The sequence below is a fragment of the Mesorhizobium sp. ISC15 genome (assembly GCF_037162615.1).
In the GTDB taxonomy this organism is placed as follows: domain Bacteria; phylum Pseudomonadota; class Alphaproteobacteria; order Rhizobiales; family Rhizobiaceae; genus Mesorhizobium; species Mesorhizobium mediterraneum.
On the sequence record NZ_JAVSPX010000001.1, the window covers coordinates 2,570,248 to 2,592,349 of the forward strand.

Annotated in this window: 20 protein-coding genes and 1 riboswitch; of the genes, 11 read left to right on the plus strand and 9 right to left on the minus strand. The window is 63.6% G+C overall.

Going from position 1 to position 22,102, the window contains the following annotated elements:
- The first annotated feature begins 125 nt into the window (after positions 1–125).
- The 8 genes from RPG13_RS12390 to RPG13_RS12425 are packed head-to-tail and all read left to right on the plus strand — an operon-like array spanning position 126 to position 9,272.
- On the plus strand, positions 126–1,049 hold the full coding sequence (locus tag RPG13_RS12390; RefSeq protein ID WP_126103401.1) for a carbohydrate ABC transporter permease: 924 nt from the start codon (positions 126–128) through the stop codon (positions 1,047–1,049).
- Between the two features lie 9 nt (positions 1,050–1,058).
- Complete coding sequence (locus RPG13_RS12395; protein WP_337125128.1) at positions 1,059–1,916, plus strand: carbohydrate ABC transporter permease; 858 nt, start codon at positions 1,059–1,061, stop codon at positions 1,914–1,916.
- 5 nt (positions 1,917–1,921) lie between these two features.
- The gene (locus RPG13_RS12400; RefSeq protein ID WP_128243575.1) at positions 1,922–3,040 is read left to right on the plus strand and encodes an ABC transporter ATP-binding protein; all 1,119 of its coding nucleotides are present in this window, start codon (positions 1,922–1,924) and stop codon (positions 3,038–3,040) included.
- On the plus strand, positions 3,037–4,161 hold the full coding sequence (locus tag RPG13_RS12405; protein ID WP_128243576.1) for an ABC transporter ATP-binding protein: 1,125 nt from the start codon (positions 3,037–3,039) through the stop codon (positions 4,159–4,161). The genes RPG13_RS12400 and RPG13_RS12405 overlap by 4 nt, the downstream gene beginning before the upstream one ends.
- Positions 4,161–5,714 (plus strand): FGGY-family carbohydrate kinase, encoded by a 1,554-nt coding sequence (locus RPG13_RS12410; protein WP_337125129.1) that lies wholly within the window; start codon positions 4,161–4,163, stop codon positions 5,712–5,714. Before RPG13_RS12405 ends, RPG13_RS12410 begins: the two co-directional genes overlap by 1 nt.
- Positions 5,715–5,724: 10 nt before the next feature.
- On the plus strand, positions 5,725–6,765 hold the full coding sequence (locus RPG13_RS12415) for a 2-hydroxyacid dehydrogenase (RefSeq protein WP_292219669.1): 1,041 nt from the start codon (positions 5,725–5,727) through the stop codon (positions 6,763–6,765).
- 48 nt (positions 6,766–6,813) lie between these two features.
- The gene (locus tag RPG13_RS12420; protein WP_127203678.1) at positions 6,814–8,331 is read left to right on the plus strand and encodes a glycerol-3-phosphate dehydrogenase; all 1,518 of its coding nucleotides are present in this window, start codon (positions 6,814–6,816) and stop codon (positions 8,329–8,331) included.
- On the plus strand, positions 8,331–9,272 hold the full coding sequence (locus RPG13_RS12425; protein WP_127203679.1) for a sugar phosphate isomerase/epimerase family protein: 942 nt from the start codon (positions 8,331–8,333) through the stop codon (positions 9,270–9,272). Before RPG13_RS12420 ends, RPG13_RS12425 begins: the two co-directional genes overlap by 1 nt.
- Before the next feature lie 43 nt (positions 9,273–9,315).
- On the opposite strand, the gene fba is transcribed toward RPG13_RS12425, so the two are convergent.
- The gene (fba, locus tag RPG13_RS12430) at positions 9,316–10,380 is read right to left on the minus strand and encodes a class II fructose-bisphosphate aldolase (protein ID WP_095483847.1); all 1,065 of its coding nucleotides are present in this window, start codon (positions 10,378–10,380) and stop codon (positions 9,316–9,318) included.
- A gap of 290 nt (positions 10,381–10,670) precedes the next feature.
- On the opposite strand from fba, the gene RPG13_RS12435 reads away from it, so the two are divergent.
- The 3 genes from RPG13_RS12435 to derI all read left to right on the plus strand — a co-directional run bounded on the left by RPG13_RS12435 (position 10,671) and on the right by derI (position 12,779).
- Complete coding sequence (locus tag RPG13_RS12435) at positions 10,671–11,438, plus strand: DeoR/GlpR family DNA-binding transcription regulator (protein WP_126103394.1); 768 nt, start codon at positions 10,671–10,673, stop codon at positions 11,436–11,438.
- A gap of 110 nt (positions 11,439–11,548) precedes the next feature.
- A complete protein-coding gene (locus RPG13_RS12440; RefSeq protein ID WP_337125130.1) occupies positions 11,549–12,307 on the plus strand; it encodes a triose-phosphate isomerase in 759 nt (252 codons plus the stop codon).
- A 28-nt stretch (positions 12,308–12,335) separates the two neighbouring features.
- Positions 12,336–12,779, plus strand: coding sequence for a D-erythrulose-4-phosphate isomerase (derI, locus tag RPG13_RS12445; protein ID WP_095483850.1), 444 nt, complete (start codon positions 12,336–12,338; stop codon positions 12,777–12,779).
- Positions 12,780–12,877: 98 nt separating this feature from the next.
- Here the strand turns inward: derI and dhaL are convergent, their stop codons facing one another.
- The 8 genes from dhaL to RPG13_RS12485 all read right to left on the minus strand — a co-directional run bounded on the left by dhaL (position 12,878) and on the right by RPG13_RS12485 (position 22,100).
- The gene (gene dhaL / locus RPG13_RS12450; RefSeq protein WP_337125131.1) at positions 12,878–13,516 is read right to left on the minus strand and encodes a dihydroxyacetone kinase subunit DhaL; all 639 of its coding nucleotides are present in this window, start codon (positions 13,514–13,516) and stop codon (positions 12,878–12,880) included.
- Between the two features lie 11 nt (positions 13,517–13,527).
- Complete coding sequence (locus RPG13_RS12455) at positions 13,528–14,541, minus strand: dihydroxyacetone kinase subunit DhaK (protein WP_337125132.1); 1,014 nt, start codon at positions 14,539–14,541, stop codon at positions 13,528–13,530.
- A gap of 69 nt (positions 14,542–14,610) precedes the next feature.
- Positions 14,611–15,084, minus strand: coding sequence for a 6,7-dimethyl-8-ribityllumazine synthase (locus RPG13_RS12460; protein WP_337125133.1), 474 nt, complete (start codon positions 15,082–15,084; stop codon positions 14,611–14,613).
- Positions 15,085–15,161: 77 nt separating this feature from the next.
- A riboswitch (FMN riboswitch) is annotated at positions 15,162–15,308 on the minus strand.
- Positions 15,309–15,674: 366 nt separating this feature from the next.
- Positions 15,675–17,963, minus strand: a complete 2,289-nt coding sequence (locus tag RPG13_RS12465; RefSeq protein WP_337125134.1) for a xanthine dehydrogenase family protein molybdopterin-binding subunit — start codon at positions 17,961–17,963, stop codon at positions 15,675–15,677.
- A 9-nt stretch (positions 17,964–17,972) separates the two neighbouring features.
- A complete protein-coding gene (locus RPG13_RS12470) occupies positions 17,973–18,959 on the minus strand; it encodes an FAD binding domain-containing protein (RefSeq protein WP_337125135.1) in 987 nt (328 codons plus the stop codon).
- Between the two features lie 3 nt (positions 18,960–18,962).
- Positions 18,963–19,622 carry a 2Fe-2S iron-sulfur cluster-binding protein gene (locus RPG13_RS12475; RefSeq protein ID WP_337125136.1) on the minus strand — a complete coding sequence of 220 codons (660 nt, stop codon included), beginning with the start codon at positions 19,620–19,622 and terminating at the stop codon, positions 18,963–18,965.
- 89 nt (positions 19,623–19,711) lie between these two features.
- Positions 19,712–20,596 (minus strand): helix-turn-helix domain-containing protein, encoded by an 885-nt coding sequence (locus RPG13_RS12480; RefSeq protein ID WP_126103386.1) that lies wholly within the window; start codon positions 20,594–20,596, stop codon positions 19,712–19,714.
- Positions 20,597–20,765: 169 nt separating this feature from the next.
- Positions 20,766–22,100 (minus strand): four-carbon acid sugar kinase family protein, encoded by a 1,335-nt coding sequence (locus tag RPG13_RS12485; RefSeq protein ID WP_337125137.1) that lies wholly within the window; start codon positions 22,098–22,100, stop codon positions 20,766–20,768.
- Between the last annotated feature and the right edge of the window lie 2 nt (positions 22,101–22,102).

The window sequence follows — 22,102 nt, forward strand, 5'->3', positions numbered from 1 at the left end:
AGTGGAAACCGGTTTTGGGAAAATCCGATGCTCAACCACTGGCGGTGCCGCCACTCGCCCAACCGGCCGCCTAGCTCCCTGGGCGGCCGGCAGGGCGAAGCAACAGAGATGACGGGTGAGCCACGATGACTGCGGCGACAATGCAAAGAAACAGACCTTCCGGCTTCAGGATCAGCAAGAGGGTGCTGCCCTATGTGCTCAGCCTGCCGGCCTTGCTCGTCTGCATCGGTATCCTGATCCCGTTCTTCACATCGGTCGTCTATTCGTTCCAGCGCTACCGGCTGAGCCAGCCCTGGGCGCGGCAGTTCAATTGGGGCGACAATTATATCTCTTTTTTCACTGACCCGAGGTTCTGGAACACGCTGGAGATATCGCTGCTCTATGCCGGTATCACCGTTCTGCTCGAGCTGCTTCTCGGTCTCGGCATCGCCCTGCTGCTGCAGAAGCGTTCGACGCTGAACAACTTCATCTCGATCATGCTGTTGATGCCGCTGATGACGGCGCCGGCGCTCGCCGCGCTGATGTGGAAGCTGATGACCAATCCCGGCTTCGGTGTGCTGAGCTATCTCGCCAGCCTGATCGGACTGCAGGATTTCCGCTGGGCCTCGTCGCCGTCGACCGCACTTTTCACCGTGGTTCTTGTCGACATCTGGGTCTACACGCCGTTCATCATGATCCTGCTGCTTGCCGGCCTGCGCAGCCTGCCGACGCAGCCCTTCGAGGCGGCAGCCCTTGACGGTGTGCCGAGGAGTTTCGTGTTCTTCCGCATCACCTTGCCGATGCTGACGCCCTACATCCTGACGGCGACGCTGTTCCGGCTGCTTGATTCCATCCAGCAGTTCGACATCATCTATGCCATGACCCAGGGCGGTCCGGGCGATACGCTGACCGTCTTCCAGGTCGAGGCTTACCTCAACTTCTTCCAGTCGACCAATGTCGGCCGTTCAGCGGCGCTGATGATCATCCTGTGGGCGATCACCTACTTCCTGTCCAACATCTTCATCAAGAACTGGCTGCGGCTGCGCGAACGCGCCCGCGGCCAGGCATAGGAGGCCGGGATGGAACACACCTCGCTTCTCGAACGCATCCTGCGCGGTGCGGCACTCACGCTGGTGGTGATCTTCTTCATGTTCCCGATCGTCTGGATCTTCATGATGTCGTTCCAGACCAACGAGACCATCCTGCGGATTCCGCCACAGCTTGTCTTCAAGCCGACGCTGGCCAACTACACCGCGCTCATCACCGGAAAGCTGACGACGGCGGCCGGTACGCTCGACATCGCCTTCATGCGCAACCTCTGGAATTCGGTGTTCCTGTCGGTCACTTCGGTCGCCGTCGCGCTGTTGCTCGGCGTTCCCGCGGCCTATGCCTTTGCGCGGCATAAGTTTCGTGGCTCGGAAAACATCGCCTTCACGCTGCTGTCATTCAGGTTTGCGCCGGCGCTGCTGGTGCTCCTGCCGCTGACCCTCTATTTCCAGAAGCTTGGACTTGCCAACACCTATATCGGGCTGATCTGGGTCTATCAGCTGATCTGCCTGCCGCTGATCCTGTGGATCGTGCGCGGCTATTTCGAGGACATTCCGGCCGACATCGAATACGCCTATCGCATCGCCGGCCATTCCTGGTTCGCCACCTTCCGCAAGATCGCGCTGCCGCTCGCCGGCCCCGGCATTGCGGCTGCCGGCCTGCTCGCCTTCATCTTCGCCTGGAACAACTTCGTCTTCGCGCTGGTGCTCGCCTCGGCCGACAAGCAGCCGGTGACGGTCGGCGCGCTGGCTTTCATCACCTCCTCCGGCATCCAGTATGGCCAGATCTCGGCGGCGATCGTGCTGTCGATCACGCCGACGCTGGCGCTCGCCCTCTATGCGCAGCGCTATCTCGTCGAAGGCCTGTCGCTCGGCGCGGTAAAGGGATAGTTCTCATGGCCAGCCTCGAACTGCGAAACGTCGTCAAGCGCTACAAGAGCCAGACTGTTCTCGACAATCTGTCACTGACCGTCGCCGACGGCGAAACCCTGGTCCTGTTCGGACCGTCCGGCGCCGGCAAGACAGTGCTGCTGCGGCTGGTCGCCGGCGTCATCGACCCCGATGAAGGAAAGATCTTCATCGGCGGCGAAGACATGACCGACCTCGATGCCGAGTTCCGTGGCGTCGGCATGGCGTTCCAGAATTTCGCGCTGTTTCCGCACATGACCGCCTTCGACAATATTGCGACACCGCTGGAAGCCAGCCGTTCGTCGCAAAGTGCGATCAAGGCGGGCGTCCAAAGCGTCGCCAAGCTGCTCAAGATCAGCCATGTGCTCAGCCACAAGCCACGGGCGCTGTCCAACGGCCAGAAGCAGCGCACCGCGCTCGCCCGCGCTCTGGTCGGCTCGCCGCCGGTGCTCCTGCTCGACGATCCCCTGCGCAACGTCGATGCCAAACTGCGCTTCGAAATGCGGCTCGAATTGCCAAGGCTTTTGGCCGACCGTGGCGCGACCGTCGTCTACGTCACCCAGGACTATAAGGAGGCCATGGCGCTCGGCGATCGCATCGCGGTGATGTCGCAAGGCGTCATCAAGCAGCTCGGCACGCCCGAGCAGATCTATCGTGAGCCGGCGAACATCGAGATCGCGCGGCTGTTTGGCGATCCAACCATCAACCTGCTCGACGTCAAGCCGTCGCGCGATGCCAAGGGCATCTATGTCGGCCTGTCGAACGTCCAGGTCCATCTGACGGGCGCCTATGATGCGACGGTCGGCCGCGATTGCGTGATCGGCTTGCGGCCGGAAGCGCTGAGCTTCGTCGATGAAGGCACGCCGGCCGCCATACCGGTGACGGTCGAGGCCGAGACGCCGCTCAACGAAAAGATCGTCACGCTGGTGCGCACCGTGCGCGGCCGCGAAATCCTGGTCTCCCGGCCGGCCGGAACACCGGGTCAGAGCGAAGGCAGGGCCCACATCGCCGTCGACGGCAAAAGCGCTTTGCTGTTCGATCGTGCGAGCGGCGACCGCATCGGCTCGAAGAACGTCGTCAATTTGCGCAGCGGAGAAGCGGCATGAGCCAGAGCGCACTCGCCATTTCAGGCGTCGACAAGTTCTACGGTCCGATCGACAGGGGCGTGCATGCCGTCCAGAATCTGACGATCGAAATCGACAAGGGCGAGATCGTCGCCCTGCTCGGTTCGTCAGGCTGCGGCAAGACCTCGACTTTGCGCATGATCGCCGGCTTCGAGGAGGTCTCGCGCGGCACCATCTCGGTTGCCGGCCGCAAGGTGCACACGCTGGCGCCGGTCAAGCGCAATGTGGCGATGGCATTCGAGGGCTATTCGCTCTATCCGCCGCTGACCGTGCGCGAGAACATGGCGTTTGCGCTGAAGGCGGCCAAGCTGCCGAAAAGCGAGGTTGACGCGAAGGTTGCCAGCATCGCCAAGCTGCTCGAGATTGAGGATATTCTTGAGCGCTATCCGAGCTCCATCTCCGGCGGCCAGCAGCAGCGCGCCAGCCTCGGCCGGGCGCTGATCCGGCAGGCCGATCTGCATTTGCTGGACGAACCGATGGGCCAGCTCGAGCCGCAGCTTCGCGCCGTCCTGCGCGGCCGCATCAAGCACTTCATCAAGGAGCGTGGCTTGACCGCGATCCTGGTCACTCACGACCAGACCGAGGCCAACGCGTTGGCCGACCGGATCGCGGTGATGGAAGGCGGCGTCTTGCAGCAGTTCGACACGCCCGACATGATCAAGCAGCGGCCGGCCAACCTTTTCACCGGCACCTTCGTCGGTGAGCCGCCGATGAATGTCTTCGAGGCCTATGTCGGCACGGCTGCCGACAAGATCAATCTGCGGCTACCCGACGGGCTTTCGCTTGATTATGACAAGGACGCGTTCAGCGGCGCGGTTCGCGACGAATTGCTCAAGCGGGAGCGGGTCGTCATCGGCATCAGGCCCTATGCGGTTCGCCGCTCGAAGGACGGCGTGCCGGCCACGGTTTCGGCCAACCAGTGGCTCGGCGACCAGACGCATATAGCGGCGGATTTCGCCGGCGGCTCGCTGGTCCTGGTCGAACATGACCGGACCCGGCTGGAGCTTGGCGCGCCGATCAACATCAGCATCGATCCGAAAAACCTGCACGTCTTCGATCAGTCCAGCGGCATGGCCATTTCGCACGGCATGGAGCTTGCCTGATGCGGGATGTGCTGATCGGCATCGACGCCGGCACGTCTGTCATCAAATCGGTCGCCTTCGACACGGCGGGCCGGCAGCTCGCGGCCGCGGCGGTGCCGAACCGGTATGAGACGTTGCCGGGCGGCGGCGCCGAGCAGGATCTGGCGCGCACCTGGGCCGATACCGCGACCACCTTGCGCCAGCTTGCCGACAAGGTGCCGGACCTCGCCAGCCGCACCATCGCGATCGCCGTGACCGGACAGGGTGATGGCACCTGGCTGATCGACAAGGACGGTGAGCCGGTCTCGAAGGGCTGGCTGTGGCTCGACGCGCGCGCTGCAGGGGTCGTAGAGGAGATCCGGGCGCGACCGGAGGATCGGCTGCGCTTCGAAAAGACCGGCAGCGGTCTAGCCGCCTGCCAGCAGGGACCGCAGTTCGCCTTCATGAAGCGCAACATGCCCGAAATGCTTGGCAGGGCGGCGACGGCGTTCCACTGCAAGGATTGGCTCTATTACAAGCTGACCGGCGAGCGCGCCACCGACCCGTCGGAAGGGACCTTCACCTTCGGTGACTTCCGCACCCGCGGCTATTGCGACGAGGTGCTTGAGGTGCTCGGCGTCACTGATCTCAGGCATTTGCTGCCGCCGATCGTCGACGGCACCAGGCATAGCGCCGGCCTGTCGGCGGCGGCCGCCGGAGCGACTGGGCTGCTCGCCGGTACGCCGGTCGTGCTGGCCTATGTCGACGTGGCCTGCACCGCGCTCGGCGCCGGCCTGCTCGACCGCGAGCGCAAGCCCGGCTGCTCCATCATCGGCTCCACCGGCATGCATATGCGGCTTGCGCAGACGCCGGACGAGGTGCTGCTCAACGAAGCCGCGACCGGCTACACGATGACGATGCCGGTGCCCGGCGTCTTTGCGCAGATGCAGTCGAACATGGCGGCGACACTCAACATCGATTGGGTCCTTAGCCTCGCCTCCGGCATACTCGCCTCGCAAGGCATAACGCGCACCAATGGCGAGATGATCGCGCTGGTCGATGAATGGATATCGTCATCCGAGCCGGCGTCGCTGCTCTATCAGCCCTATGTGTCGGAGGCCGGCGAGCGGGGGCCGTTCGTCGACGCCAATGCAAGGGCCGGCTTCGTCGGCATTTCGTCACGGCACGGCTACGCCGACATGGTCCGCGCCGTTTTCGAGGGGCTGGCCTTCGCGGCACGCGATTGCTATGCCGCCATGGGGCCGCTGCCGAGCGAAATCCGGCTGACCGGCGGTGCAGCCAGAAGCCCGGCTCTGCGCAAGATCCTGGGTGCTGTCGTCGGCGCGGCCATTCGCACCAGCCAACGCGAGGAAGCCGGTGCTGCGGGCGCCGCGATGATCGCTGCGGTCTGCGTCGGCCAATACAAGTCGATGGATGAATGCGTCGGCGAATGGGTCACGCCGCTGCTTGGCGCGGCGGAGCCGAGCGACCGAGAACTCGCCGCGATCTATGAGCGGGCGGTTCCGTCCTACACATTGGCGCATGAGGCGCTGCGGCCGGTCTGGCGTTCGATGGCCGCATCCAGGGCAAACTGAGAAGTCGAGCATGCGTAAGAAGATTGCAATCATTGGCGACCGCTTCATGCTTCCCGAAGTGTTTCGCGAGAAAATCGAGAAGGCCTGCGGCGACAATCTCGATATCCGTACCCTTGAGGCGGCATGGCCCGACGAGCCGATGGAATTCGGCAATGCGGCGCTCGGCCTCGACAAGGTCAAGGAGTATTTTGGCGATCCGGACGAGGTGGTCGATTTCATCGGGGATGCCGAGATCTTCGTCACCCAGCTTGCGCCGCTCTCCGAGACCATGATGCAACGCCTGCCCGCGCTGAAGCTGGTTGCGGTATCGCGCGGCGGCCCGATCAACATCGACATGGCCGCCGCCAAGGCCCACGGCATCACCGTCGTCAACGTGCCGGGACGCAATGCGAGTGCTGTGGCCGAGTTCACCATAGGCGCTATCCTTGCCGAGACGCGACTGATCCGGGTCGGGCACGAAGCCTTGCGCAAGGGGGAATGGCGCGGCGATCTCTACCGGGCCGACCGCACCGGCCGCGAGCTCAACGAAATGACTGTCGGCGTCATCGGCTATGGCAACATCGGCACCAGGCTGGTCCGCCTGCTGCGCGCCTTCGGATGCCGCATCCTGGTGTCCGATCCCTATGTGCAACTGAGCGCCGAAGACCGCAATGCCGGCGTCGAGTTAGTCGCGCTCGACGATCTCCTGTCCCGCTCAGATGTGGTCACGCTTCATTCCCGAGTAACCGAAGAGACCCGCGGGCTGATCAACAAGGACACCATCGCGCGGATGAAACCCGGGGTGATCTTCATCAACACCGCGCGTGGGCCGCTGGTCGACTACGACGCGCTTTACGATGCTCTCGTCTCGGGACACATCGGCAGCGCCATGCTGGAGACGTTCGCGGTCGAGCCGGTGCCTGCCGACTGGCCGCTGCTGCAGCTTCCGAACGTCACGTTGACGCCGCATATCGCCGGTGCCTCGGTGCGCACGGTGACCTATGCCGCCGAGCAGGCCGCCGAAGAGGTGCGTCGCTTTATCGCCGGTCTTCCGCCTATCAATCCATGCTGAAAGCGCAGCAGCCATGAAGTACCTGTTACGCATAGAGGATCCGGCGAGATGAGCGGCGCCACTGAAATCGTCGACCTCTTCGTCATCGGCGGCGGTGTCAACGGCGCCGGCATCGCGCGCGACGCAGCCGGCCGCGGCCTTTCTGTCATTCTGTGCGAAAAAGACGATCTTGCCGAAGGCACCAGTTCGCGATCCGGAAAGCTCGTCCATGGCGGCCTGCGCTATCTCGAATATTACGAGTTCCGGCTGGTGCGCGAGGCGTTGATCGAGCGCGAAGTGCTGCTCGAATCCGCTCCCCACATCATCTGGCCGATGCGCTTCGTGCTGCCGCACAGCCCTGACGACCGGCCGGCCTGGCTGGTCCGGCTCGGCCTGTTCCTCTACGATCATCTCGGCGGCCGCAAGCGGCTGCCGGGCACCCGAACGCTCAACCTGCGCACCGCGCCCGAAGGCGCGCCGATCAAGGACGCGTTCAAGCGCGGTTTCGAATATTCCGACTGCTGGGTCGACGACGCCCGTCTCGTCATCATCAATGCGCTCGATGCGGCGGAGCGCGGAGCCAAGGTCTTTACGCGAACCGCCTGCACCGCCGCCCGCCGTGAAAACGACCTGTGGTCGGTCGAGATGCGCGACAGCCGAACCGGCGTCAGGACCACGGTTCGGGCGCGGGCGCTGATCAACGCCGCCGGGCCGTGGGTCAATGATATCATCAACCGCGTGGCCGGCCAGAATTCCAAGCGGAACGTGCGCCTGGTCAAGGGCAGCCACATCGTCGTGCCGAAATTCTGGGAAGGGCGGCAGGCCTATCTCGTCCAGAACAGCGACAAGCGCGTTATCTTCATCAATCCTTACCAGAACGATCTGGCGCTGATCGGCACCACCGACATTCCCTATGATGGGCGGCCGGAAGACGTAGCGGCGGATGCCAGCGAGGTCGACTACCTGATCAAGGTGGTCAACCGCTACTTCAAACGCGGGCTTGCCCGCAGCGATGTCATTTACTCGTTTTCGGGCGTCAGGCCGCTCTATGACGACAACGCCGACAATCCGAGCGCGGTGACGCGCGACTATATTTTCGAGCTTGACGCATCGGCCGGGCAGGCGCCGCTGCTCTCCGTCTTCGGCGGCAAGATCACCACCTTCCGCAAATTGGCCGAGCACGCGCTGGACAAGATCGCCCCGTTCTTTCCGAAAATGGGCAAGCCATGGACGTCGAAAAGCTATCTGCCGGGTGGCGATATCACCAACGCCGACTTCGAGCAGTTTCTCGGCGATCTCGGCCGCGAATATCCCTGGATGCCGGCGTCGCTGGTCAAGCACTATGGCCGGCTCTACGGCACCAGGACGCGGGTTCTGGTCGGTGCGGCCCAGTCGCTCACCGACCTGGGGCGGTGCTTCGGTAAGGATTTCTTCGAACGCGAAGCCAATTATTTGTTCGAGCACGAATGGGCGCTGACATCAGCCGATATTCTCGAACGGCGCACCAAGCATGCGCTGCATCTGTCCGCCGCAGAAAGAACCACTTTCGAGGACTGGTGCGCGAGCCGGCTGGTGAAAGCAAGCTGATGGCCTTTACGCTTTCCCTCAACACCAATCCGCTGGTCAATCGCTTTGCCGAACCGGACGATCTGATCGATGCGATCGCTTACGACATCGGCATCAGAGACGTGCAGCTGACGCATGAATTCGTCAATCCCGGCTGGCCGGCGGCGACGATCTCGAAATTCCTCCACCTGTTCCGCGCCGCGCTCGACCGCACCGGTGTGCGCGTGACGTCGGGGATGACCGGCCCCTACGGCAGGCTCAATCATTTCGGCCACCCTGACGCCGATGTGCGCCGCTACTATGTCGATTGGTTCAAGACCTTTGCCGATATTTCCGCCGAGCTCGGCGCCAGCGGCATGGGCACGCAGTTTGCGATCTTCACGCACAGGGATTTCGACAATCCGGAGCGTCGCGCGCGGCTTTTCGACATCGCGCTGGAATGCTGGCGCGAGGTTGCCGAGCATGCCAAGGCGGCCGGTTTGAGCTACCTCTTCTGGGAGCCGATGTCGGTCGGCCGTGAATTCGGCCACACGATCGAGAGCTGCCGGGCCCTGCAGAGCGAGATCGAAGCAGCCGGCATGGCCATCCCGATGGAGATGATGGTCGATATCGACCATGGCGACGTCACGTCGAGCAATCCGGAAGACATCGATCCCTATGCCTGGGCCGAAGCGTTTCCCAAAGTATCGCCGATCATCCACATCAAGCAGTCCTCGATGAATAAGGGCGGTCATTGGCCGTTCATTGCCGCCTACAACAAGGACGGCCGCATCACACCGGAAAAATTCCTGGAGACGGTTCGCCGCGGCGGCGGCGTCGACAACGAGATCTGCCTGGAATTGTCGTTTCGCGAACGCGAGCCGGTCGACCATCAGGTCGTCGCCATGATCCGCGAGTCGGTCGACTACTGGGCGCCGTTTATCGAGACCGGCAGAGCCGCTCTCCTGCCGCGAGCAGGATAGATGAACAGGAGCCGATGCGGCTCCTGTTCAGAACCAGAATACGTCAGCCGAATTTCGGATCGAGGCTGCCCGACTTGTAGCGCTTGGCCATTTCCGAGACCGGCAGCGGCTTGATCTTGGGCGCGTTGCCGGCAGTGCCGAACTGCTCGAAGCGCTCCTTGCACAGCTTCCTCATCGCGGCCATTGCCGGCGTCAGATATTTGCGCGGGTCGAATTCGCTCGGGTTCTCAGTCAGCACCTTGCGGATCGCGCCGGTCAGCGCCATGCGGTTGTCGGTGTCGATGTTGATCTTGCGCACGCCGTGCTTGATGCCGCGCTGGATCTCCTCGACCGGCACGCCCCAGGTCGGCTTCATCTGGCCGCCATATTTGTTGATGATCTCCTGCAGCTCTTCCGGCACCGACGACGAGCCGTGCATGACCAAGTGCATGTTCGGCAGCCGGCGATGGATCTCCTCGATCACGTTCATGGCCAGAACCGCGCCGTCCGGCTTGCGCGAGAACTTGTAGGCGCCGTGGCTGGTGCCCATGGCGACGGCCAGCGCATCGACATGCGTGTCCTTGACGAACTGCACCGCCTGCTCCGGATCGGTCAGCAACTGGTCGTGGCTGACGGCGCCTTCGACGCCGTGGCCGTCTTCCTGTTCGCCGCCGCCCATCTCCAGGGACCCGAGAACGCCGATCTCGCCTTCCACCGACACGCCGCCCCAGTGCGCCATGTCGACGACGCGCCGCGTGATGCCCGAATTATAATCGTAATCGGCCGGCGTCTTGCCGTCTTCCTTCAGCGACCCGTCCATCATCACTGAGGTGAAGCCGTACTGGATCGCGGTCACGCAGGTCGCCTCGTTGTTGCCGTGGTCGAGATGCATGCAGACCGGGATATCGGGATGGATCTCGACGAGCGCGTCGATCAGCTTGGCCAGCACGACGTCGTTGGCATAGGCCCGGGCCCCGCGGCTCGCCTGCAGAATGACCGGCGATTTGGTCTCCTCGGCGGCCTCCATGATGGCGAGGCCCTGTTCCATATTGTTCATGTTGAACGCAGGCACGCCATAGCCGTGTTCGGCGGCATGGTCGAGCAATTGTCTCAATGTAATGCGAGCCACCCAATAGTCTCCCGTATTTGGTTTCAAGCCTATGGTTGCGAGCCGTCCGGTCGTCGTTCAGCCCACTGATGCTTCTGGCCGGATTTCCAGAGAACCGCAACCTTTGGCCATGCCGCCGGGAGCAATTCTTGTTACAAGACAGCAATCAAAAGCGAATAATATCCCAAAGAAATGTAACATCATCACAAAAAATCTGACGCATATGCGATTTACTCTGTTATAATGGCTGTGGCTCGCCGTTTCCGCCACGGTGGACTCGCAACGAGCCGGATTCAGGGAACAGGCTGGACATGAAGAGCGACGGCCGGCGGCAAGGCATCATGGATTTTCTGATGGACACTGGCACGGCCAGCGTCGATGACCTTTCCACGCGCTTCGGTGTATCGAAGATGACCGTCCATCGCGACCTCGACGAGCTTGAGGAAAGCGGCTTCCTGCGCAAGGTGCGCGGCGGCGCCTCGATCCAGCCGAGCGGCCTGTTCGAGAGTGATTTCCGCTACCGTCAGAAGCAGGCCGGTGAGGAGAAGCAGCGCTTGGCGGCTGCCGCAGTGGCGATGATCGAGCCGGGCCAGACGGTGATCATCGACGACGGCTCGACCGCCGGCGGCATTGCGCGTCACCTTGCGGATCTCCGCCCGCTGACCGTGATCTCAAACAATCTGGCCGTCATCCAGGATCTGGCAGGCGTTGGCGGGATCACCCTGATCGCGCTCGGTGGCCAGTACAGCAAGAAGTTTCACGGTTTCTTCGGCCTGCTTGCCGAGGACACGTTGAGATCGTTGCGCGCCGATGTGGCCTTCCTGTCGTCGTCGGCCATCCACGGCGCTTCCGCCTTCCACCAGGACCAGGAAGTGGTCCATACCAAGCGGCTGATGATGGCCGCCGCCGCGCGCAAATATCTGCTGGTCGATCACGGCAAGTTCGGCCGCACGGCGCTGCATTTCCTGACCGATCTCAAGGCGTTCGACGCCGTCTTCACCGGTCGCGAACTGGAACCCCAGATGCGCGAGGTGTTGGATGGCGCCGGCGTTTCGCTAACACTGGTCGAGAAGGACTAGACCATGATCCCGAAAAGTGGGAACCGGTTTTCGGAAAAGATCATGGTCAAAGAAGAAGATAGAGCCCCATCCCGCTACGCGGGATGGAACAGGCTCTAGAAGGAGGACGCATGGTTTACTGGGTCGGCACAAGCTGGAAAATGAACAAGACGCTTGCCGAGGCGACTGAATTCGCCAAGGCGCTGGCGGGGTTCGTCCCCGGTTTCGACGACCGCATCCAACCCTTCGTCATCCCGCCCTTCACGGCGGTCCGCGAGGTCAAGAAGGCGTTGGCCTCGACGCGGGTCAAGGTCGGCGCCCAGAACATGCATTGGGCCGACGCCGGAGCCTGGACCGGCGAGGTCTCGCCGGTGATGCTGACGGATTGCGGGCTCGACCTCGTCGAGCTCGGCCATAGCGAACGGCGCGAGCATTTCGGCGAGACCGACAAGGCGGTCGGCCTCAAGACCGCGGCGGCGGTGAAGCACGGGTTGGTGCCGCTCATCTGCGTCGGCGAGACGCTTGCCGAGCGCGAAGACGGGCGGGCCAATGCAGTGCTGACCGCGCAGGTGCAAGGCGCATTGCAATTCCTCGAAGGCGAGGCAAGGGGAGAAAAAATCCTGTTTGCTTACGAGCCGGTCTGGGCGATCGGCGACAAAGGCATTCCGGCAAGCTCTGACTATGCCGGCCGGCAGCAGGCGCTGATCAAGAAGATCGCCGGCGATCTCCTGCCGGCCATACCGCCGGTGCTTTATGGCGGCAGCGTCAATCCGCAAAATGCCGCCGAACTGATCGGCCAGCCGCATATCGACGGGCTGTTCATTGGCCGCTCGGCCTGGCAGGCGGAAGGCTATATCGACATCCTCGGGCGCGCCTCGGCGGCGATCTAACATCGAATGAACAGGAAAGGACAATAAAATGAAAATAGCCATTGGAGCCGACAGCGCCGGCAAGCCGCTGCTCGACGTCATCGCCGCGCATCTCGCCACCAAACCCGGCCTCGCCGTCAGCGACCTCAGCCAGGCCGGCTACTATGCCGACCTGTCGCAGAAGCTCGCTCAGACCATTCTCGACGGCGAGAACGATCGCGGCATCCTGTTTTGCGGCACCGGCATCGGCGTTTCGATCTCGGCCAACAAGGTGCCCGGCATTCGCGCCGCACTCACCCACGACACCTATTCGGCGGAGCGCGCCGCGAAATCCAACAATGCCCAGATCATCACCATGGGCGCCCGCGTCATCGGCCCGGAACTGGCCAAGTCGATCGTCGACGCCTGGCTCGCATCGGAGTTCGACGAAAAGGGACCATCGGCCGGCAATGTCCAGGCGATCGACAGGCTCGACGCGGCGAAGCTGGGCTAGAGCGCTTCATCGTTTCACGGAAACGCCGAACCGCTCTATCTCTTTGTTTTTGCGCAATTCCGGACGGAAAACCTTTTCACACTTTTCCTGGAATTGCTCTAACCCAGGCTTTTCCGCATCGCGCCAATCACGGTGACAGCCGACGCGGCGCCAGGGTCCATATGCCCGAGCGACCGCTCGCCGAGCCGCGACGAGCGGCCCTTCGCGGCGATCATGTCCTTGGTCGCCTCGGCGCCCCGTTCGGCTGCTTCAAGGGCAGCTGCCAGGCTTTCGGACAGGGTCTTGCCGGCGGCATCCGCAGCGGCCGCTGCTTGCGCCGCCGGCAGCCAGGCGTCGACCATCGTCTTCTCGCCGATCTCGGCCTTGCCGCGATCCTGGATGCCTTGCGCCATCGCCCGGAACAGGGCGATGAAATCGGCACCCGCCAAGGTCGCCTTGCCCTTGACGGCGGCCGCACCACGCATGAAGGCCGTCGCATAGAGCGGACCTGACGAAGCGCCGACGGCGTTGAGGAACGATTTCGCGGCGGTGTTGAGGAGAGCTGTCGGCTCGGTCGCCGCGAGGTCCAGCGAAGCCAGCGCATCGCGCACCGCGCCAAAGCCGAGCGCCATGGCGATGCCATGATCGGCGTCGCCGATGACGCCGTCTAACTGGCAGAGCCTGTCCTTGTCGGCTTCGATCGCCACCGCGATCGCATCGAACATTGTTTTCAGATCGGTGGTGTCGATGGATGTCATAGATGCTGCTTTCAGCCGGCGCGGAACATGGCGCAGTCGCAAGGATGGTCGAGCATCGTCTGCAATTCGTCGTCGAGATGCATCAGCGTCACCGAGGCGCCGGCCATTTCGAGCGAGGTGCAATAATTGCCGACCCAGGTCGCGTGAACTGAAACGCCGATGTCATCCAGCCGACGCTTCACCCGCCGGTTCATGATGTAGAGTTCCATAAGCGGCGTCGAGCCAAGCGAGTTCACGAGCACGGCAACCTTGTCGCCGCGCGCTGGCGCCATCTCGTCGAAGATCTTGTCCAGCATCTCGTCGGTGATCTCGTCGGCGGTTTTCAGTTTTCCGCGCGCAATGCCCGGCTCGCCATGAATGCCCATGCCGATCTCCATCTCGTCCGGCCCGATCTCGAAATTCGGCCGGCGGGTCTGCGGCAGCGAACAGGGCGATAGCGCCACGCCCATGGTGAAAGTGTGATCGTTGGCCTTCCTGGCGATGCGCTCGCATTCATCGAATGAGAGCATCCGGTCGCAGGCGGCACCGGCAGCCTTGAAGATGAAGAAATTGCCAGCGACACCGCGCCGCTTTTGCCGCTGGTCACGCGGCGCCGATGCCACGTCGTCGGTGGTCAGCACGGTGCGCACCTCGATGTCGTCCATCGCCGCCATCTCGGCTGCCATGTCGAAATTCATCACGTCGCCGGCATAGTTGCCATACATGAACAGCACGCCGGCGCCGCCGCTGACCGCCTTGGCGCATTCGAGGATCGGGTCCGGCGGCGGCGACGCAAAGACATTGCCGATCGCCGCCGCGTCGGCCAGCCCTTTGCCGACGAAACCGAGGAAGGTAGGCTCGTGGCCCGAGCCGCCGCCGATGACGAGGCCAACCTTGCCTTCCCGCGGCCCATCGCGGGCGATGATGGAGCGCGGACTTCCCTCAGCGCTTTTGAGATGGCGGGGATGCGCGGCCAGGATACCTTCCAGCATCTCGTCGACGGTGCGGTTGCCGTCATTGATGATCTTCTTGGTCTGCACCTGCATCCTCCCTATTTCGGTATTTTCGCAGATAGTACAGCGTGTTACCGGGATTTCCACCCTTGGACGGACATTTCACGCGGCGATGCGTTCGCGCGCGGCCAGGATCTGCACGCAGGCATTGGCCGCCTCTTTGCCCTTGACCTGGAAGTGCTCGAAGAAGAAGCGGTGATGCTCCGCACTGTCATGGTAGTTGTGCGGGGTGAGCACCGCCGAAAGCACCGGCACGCCAGTGGACAATTGCACATTCATCATGCCGTCGATGACCGCGCCCGCCACGAATTCATGCCGGTAGATGCCGCCGTTGACGACAAATGCCGCGCCGAGGATCGCTGCATAGCGGCCGGTCTGGGCCAAGGTCTTTGCATGCAGGGGAATCTCATAGGCGCCCGGCACATCGAAGACATCTACGGCAAAGCGTTTCTCTCCAAGGACCGCAAGTTCGGCCTGGAACGCCTCGACGCACTGGTCGACGATGTCGGCGTGCCAGCGCGCGCGAATGACAGCAACACGGACAGTTTCGTAGTCTTTTGGGAAATGCTGATTCATGGGTCCATCCTTCCGTTTTCGAACCAGAATCAGGACGCACGATACGGAATCCGAACCGCGAACGCGGACCGTCTTCCGTTCGTTCTCTTCCATCCGGACTGTGACCGTCGGCTCCGGAATCACACCGGATCTGCTGACCTCTCCGGCTAACCGGAAAGCGCTCGCGGGCTTGGGCCGAAACCCTTACCGCCGGTGGGGACTTTCACCCCGCCCTGAGAACATTGACGATGTTTGTATGGAAGGGGCGGACAGCGCTGTCAACCACAGACGTCGTCGCGGATGGCGCAGAAATAGCGATCCGTTCCAGGGCAATCGCATTTGGATTCTTGCGAAGATGGACCCCCACCCTAACCCTCCCCACAAGGGGACCACAAGGGGGAGGGAACGCTGCCGCGCACCTGTACTTTCCCGTTAGCGCCGAAAGGCAGATAATTTGCCGAGGTCAGCGCCAACGGAAGTCTCCCTCCCCCTTGTGGGGAGGGGTTAGGGGTGGGGGTACATCGTAGAGCGAAAGCCTCGGCCTTCCACCTGCGATAGCCCTGCGTTCCGACCTGGTCACTTGAGGGCAAGGAGGAGGGCAACCTGCAGCGTCAAATGGCGATCACGGGCAAGGCAGGCAGCACCTTGTCCAAGGTGATGGGAAATTCACGCACTCGCACGCCGGCCGCGTTGTAAATGGCGTTGGCGACAGCAGCCCCCGCACCGCAGACGCCGAGCTCGCCGAGACCCTTCGCGCCAAGTGGATTGGCCTTGTCGTCATGTTCCTCGAGGAAGACGACCTCCATCTCGGGGACGTCGCCGTTGATCGGGACATGATACTCGGCAAGATCGTGATTGACGAAGTGGCCGTAGCGCGGGTCAAGCACCGTCTGCTCCATCAGCGCTGCACCGATCCCCCAGGTCATGCCGCCGATGATTTGCGAGCGCGCGGTCTTGGCGTTGAGGATACGGCCCGCGCCCATCACAGCCAGCATCCGGCGCATGCGGATCTCACCGGTATCGCAATCGACAGCGACCTCGGCGAAATGCGCTCCATAGGAATGCTGCGAGTAAGCCTTGTACGACCCGGTGGCAGCGCCCGCGGCCACGGAACCTTCGGCCTCAAACCCGTCGGGAGCGATCCTCCCGATGAGGTCGGCCAGGCTTGCCGACCGCTGGCCGACCCTGACCTCGCTGTCGGCAAAACTTGCCTCGGTGGCATTCGCGCCGCGCAACGGCGAGGCTTCGCTCGCCTGCGCCGCCTCCAGGATGCGTTCCTTGAGAGCGTTGCAGGCGTTATGCAGCGCCGAACCCGCGCTTGCGGCGCCCCAGGAACCGCCGGAGCCAGCGGTACGTGGGAAGCGGCTGTCGCCAAGCTCCACTTTGATGGACGAGATCGGCAGGCCGAGGCTCTCCGCCGCGATCTGGGTCAGGATTGTATAGCTGCCGGTCCCAATATCGGTCATGTCGAGCCGTGCCGTCACCCGACCGTCCCGGTCGATCGCAACCCGCGCCGTCGCCGCGCCGATGTAGTTCGGACGGATCGCCGCCGCCATGCCGTATCCGATGAGCTTTCGGCCCTCTCGGGTGCGGCCCGGTGTCGGGTCTCTCCGCTGCCAACCGAAACGGCGGGCGCCTTCCTCCATGCAGGCGACGAGATTGCGGGTGGAGAACGGCACGCCGCGCTCGGGATCCTGTGCCGGCTCGTTGCGGATTCTGAGTTCGATCGGGTCCAGGCCGAGCCGCTCGGCGAGCTCATCCATGGCGCATTCGAAAGCCAGCATGCCGGGCGCTTCGCCGGGCGAGCGCATCCATTCGCCGCGGTTGATATCCAGCGGAACCAGGCGATGACGGGTGACCCGGTTCGGCGCCGCATAGAGCGAGCGGGCAAAAACTGCCGTTTGCTCGCAGTACTCCTCGAAGCTGGACGTTGCGGACCAGACATCGTGCGCGATCCCGGTGAGCCGCCCGTCGGTGTCCGCGCCGAGACGCACCTGTTGGATCATCTCTGCGCGGTGACCGGCATTGGCGAACATCTGTTGTCGCGTCAGCGCGATCTTCACCGGGCGCTGCAGAACCTGCGCTGCAAGCGCGGCCAGGATCGTATCGGCATGGGCAATCAGCTTGGAGCCGAAGCCTCCGCCGATGAAGGGGCTCACGATGCGCACACGCTCGGGCGGGATGCGAAGCGTGCTGGCGACTCCAGCCCGGAAGTTCGCTAAAGTCTGCGCCGATGTATGGATCGTCAGCTCGTTGCCTGACCAGGCGGCGAGCGTCGCATGGGGCTCCATCGGATTGTGATGTTCGAAGGGGGTCCGATAAGTAGCATCGATCTTGACCGGAGCCGCAGCAAAGGCGCTCTCGAAGTCGCCGATCACGCTGTCGGTCTCGAAGCCGGCATTCGTTCGTTTTGGTGCGTAGGCGTCGGCCTTATGTCCCGGCAAATCGTAGACACCCGGCGCCTCGTCGTAGCGCACTTTGATGAGGCCCGCAGCAGCGCGGGCCGCCTCGAACGTCTCCGCGACAACAAGCGCGACGGGCTCGTCGTAATATCGCACCTGCTCGCTGTTGAGCGCGGGCCGGGCGCGTGTGAAGACCTCCGGCACGGTCGGCGTGACCGCCGGGCCGAAATCCGGCTGGGCCGGCGCATTCCGGTGCGTCATGACGAGCAGCACTGCCGGCGCCCGTTCGGCTTCGGCCGTGTCGATCTCGGCGATGCGCCCCTTGGCGACGGCGGCGCCGAGAATATAGCCATAGGCTGTACCATCCAGCGCATTCTCGTAGGCGTAGGTGGCATCGCCCGTCACCTTGAGCGGACCGTCGATGCGGTCGATCGGGCGCCCGATGACGCCATTGCGTGGTTCGGAAGGACGGTTCTCGCTGGTCTTCGTCTCTGTCATCGTGTCACCTCACGCACTCTCGGCGGCAGCAGCGAGCGTGTGCCGCATCGTCCGTTTCGCCAGCGGGATCTTGAAATCATTACCGCCATGCCCGACGGCTCCGGCGAGCGCGGCTTCGGCTGCGTCGGTAAAGGCGCCGTCGGACGCCGCCGCTCCTGCGAGCGTCCGCTCCGCCTCCGTCGCGCGCCAGGGCTTCGCGGCCACGCCGCCCATGGCGATTCGCGCGCTTCGGATACGATCGCCGCTCATCTCGACGATTGCCGCCACCGACACCAGCGCGAAGGCGTAGGAGGCACGGTCGCGCACCTTGCGGTAAACCTGTCGGCCGGGCGGCGGGGACGGCAGGGTGACCGCGGCGATCATCTCGCCGTGGCCGAGCACGGTCTCGACATGGGGCGTCGCCTCGGGCAATCGATGGAAATCACCGATCGGGATCGTGCGGGTCTCGCCGCCGGGCGATATGGTCTCGATCCTGGCGTCGAGCCCGGACATGGCGACCGCCATATCCGAGGAATGCACCGCGATGCAGGCTTCGCTCGCGCCGAGCACGGCATGCATACGGTTGAAGCCCTGAAGCGCCGCGCAGCCTGAGCCCTGCTCGCGCTTGTTGCAAGGCATGTTGCGGTCGTAGAAATAAGGGCAGCGCGTGCGCTGCAGGAGATTGCCGCTGGTCGAGGCCTTGTTGCGTATCTGGCCGGACGCTCCCGCCAGCAGCGCTTGCGTGAGCATCGGGTAGCGTGATCTCACCCGCGGATCGGCGGCGAGATCGCTGTTGCGGACCTGGGCGCCGACCCGAAGTCCGCCTTCCGCCGTCTCCTCGATCCGATCGAGCGGCAGCCGGCTGATGTCGACGAGATGCGCTGGGCGCTCGATCTCGAGCTTCATCAGGTCGAGCAGGTTGGTGCCGCCGCTGATGAACTTGGCGTCCGGTCGGGCCGCAACCGCGGCGGCTGCCTGCTCGGCACTTGCCGCACGTTCATAAGTGAAGGATTGCATTGCTCACGCCTCCTCTGCCGCGTCGCGGATTGCAGCGACAATGTTCGGATAAGCGGCACAACGGCAGATGTTGCCGCTCATCCGCTCGCGGATCTCGGCATCGGTGAGAGCGACGGAAGCCGCCGCTACGTCGGCGCTCGCATGGCTCGGCCAGCCGGCCTTGGCCTCGCCCAGCATGCCGACAGCGGAGCAGATCTGGCCCGACGTGCAGTAGCCGCACTGGAAACCATCGCGGGCGACGAAGGCGGCCTGCACCGGATGCAGCCGGTCACCCTCGGCAAGGCCCTCGACCGTGGTGATCTCGTCGCCCTCATGCATTGCGGCAAGCGTCAGGCAGGAATTGATCCGGCGCCCATCGACGAGCACCGTGCATGCGCCGCACTGGCCGTGGTCGCAGCCTTTCTTCGAGCCGGTGAGGCCGAGATGGTTGCGCAGCGCATCGAGCAGCGTCGTCCGCGGGTCGAGCTCGACGGCAAGATCCCTAGCGTTGATCCGTAGGGACATCGGCATCGTCGGTACCGGAGTCGGAGAGGCGGCCGCCGTGACGGTGTCGGCCGGCTCTGCGTCGACCGGTATACCGGTAGCCAGGAGCACGCCGGTCGCCACCCCGCCCTCCAGCACCGTTCGACGCGTCGGCCCGCTCCTGTTGTCTGTTTTGGCCATGCATGATCTCCAGTCGCAGTTCTGTCACCCGTCGACACTGGAGCTGGGGATGCGCGCGGCGGCTTTCTTTCAAGAAATCGGCGGCAATGTCAGAATTCCGGAGAAGAATTCACCCGATAGACCCGAGGCGTCATGCCCCTGAGGCGCCGGAAGGTCGTGGTGAAGTGGCTCTGGCTTGAAAAGCCGAGGCGAAAGGCAATGGTACCGATCGACAAACCCGTTTCGCGCAGCAGCATCTCGGCTCGCCGCACGCGTTCCTCGATCACATAGGCATAGGGCGCAAGGCCGGTCGTCGCTTTGAATCGGCGCGCAAAACTGTCGACGGCCATTCCCGCGACGGCTGCCAGCTCGCTTAGCGAAATGTCGGAGTTCATATGTGCATCGATATAAGCCCGAACTCGACCAAGCGCCCGACGGCTGAGACAGCCGTGACGTATAGGCGGGTGTTGCTCCCGGTTCAGGTTGGCCACGCGGAGGCTGACGAGGGCGACCAGATGCTCGACATAGGCAGAGTCCGGCTTGTGGCCGAGTGCCATCTCGTCGCGAAGCGAACTCAGAAGCGTGGCGACGACTACGTCTTTCTTGTTCACCAGGATCGGCAGGTCTCTCAGGCGTTCGCATCCGGGAAGCCCGATATCGGGATCGATCCACAAGGCTGAGTAGGAGAGGTTTACATCGCGATAGAAGCCGAGCCGCTCCGCGCCTGCGGGGACGAAGGTGAGGGCTCCGGGCCGGTCCATCCCGTCGTAGAGGGATCTTGCCTCGTGCCGGATAGATGTGTGGGACGTTCCGCCTTCTTCGGTCAGCACGATCAGATGATGAGGGGCTGTCCAGCGGAGCTCCGCCTCCCGGCACGCCCATCGCCGATTGTCGAAAACGATCGAGGAGCTACCCCATGACGCGGTTTGCAGGGGCTCCGACGTCTCTTCCTGGCTCCGAACCCGTCCGTCACCAAGCAACGGTCTGAATGACATCGCGGCATCCCGCTGGTTCACTCGCGGAGCCGTGGCCAGCCCCGGATTGAGCGTTGTGCGCCGCCCCGCCGCTACGCATACGGCGGTTTATGTGGGACAGGCATCGCGCGTTGGTAACCGGGCAGTGTTCAAGAAGTCGTGAGATCGGTCAAATCCAGCGCGCCTTCTGTCAACCGCCGAGCCCATCGCGGATGGCGCAGAAATAGCGATCGGTTCCGACCTGCCCGCCCTTGAGAGCGACCTCCAGTCCTTCGATTGCCTTGACGCGCGAGTGGGCGACGCAAAGCGGCGAGCCCGGCGAGGCGGGCAGCGGCATCCGCACCGTCAGCGCATCGACGCCCATCTGGCCGAGTGCGTGGCTCGACGTGTCGCCGCCGGCAATGACCACGCGCTGCAATTTCTGCTCGATCGTCAGCTCGCGAAGAAGTTCGCCGAGGCCGCGACCAAGCTTGTGGCGGGCGCCTTTCTGCCGGTCGATTTCAGCGCCCCGGTCGGCTGCTGGTCCAAGCGCCGTGTAGAGGACGACGCTGCGCCCGGCTTCCAGGCTGGCGCGTCCGGTGAAGACCGCGCGCGCAATCGCGTCGCTGGACGCCTCAGAAACCAGCTCGACGGGATCCACCTCGATCCCGTCGAAACCGTCCGTCAAAGCATGCCGTATCTGCCGCTCCGTTGTCGGCGAGCAACTGCCCGAGACCACCGCGATCCGGTCGGCCGCACCCGGGGGCGAAAAGCCGGGCTCGGCACGGACAATCCCGTCAGACGCCCATTCAGCCAGCAGCGCATATTCGATGCCCGAAGAGCCGACGACGAAAGTGCCGCCAGGCCTGCGAACGCGCCATATCTCCTTGCCGGCAAGCGCCTGAGTTTCCAGGCTATCGACATCCAAAAGCACGATGTTGATGCCGTCGGCGAGCAAGCGATCGAACGCTGCCGAGCGCGATGCCGACTGCAGCGTCGCCAGGTCGACCAGCCCCGAGGTGAGGTCCGTCTGGCGCGACAGATGGATCAGCAGGTCGGACTCATCCATCGGTGTGGTCGGGTGGCGGCTCATCACGGGATGGCGGTCGATACGGAAATATTTGTCGCGGTAGGCCGCAAACAGATGGCCGAAGGCGGTGTAGCGCTTGAGCTGCGGCGCGCCAACCACCAGCGGCACGCTGTCTTGGCTGAACACCGAGCGGCCGATCTCGATGGCGCGGCCGATGCTGCCGATCGTCGGGCTGGAATCGAAAGTCGAGCAGACCTTGTAGTGGCAGATCTCGGCGTTCAGGGTCTTCAGCCAGGTGAAGGCGTGCTTGAGATGCGTGTCCATCCATTGTGGTGTCTCGCTACGGCTGGTGCCGGCGAGGCCGATGGCACGGCAATGCCTGAACTGCAAAAGCAGCGCCTCGTCCGGCTGGCGCATGAACAGCACGGTCGCCACGCCGCCGAGCTCGAGCGCCTCCATGACGTCGGTCGAGCCGGTGAGGTCGTCGCCATAATAGCTGAGAAGCAGGTTTTGCATGG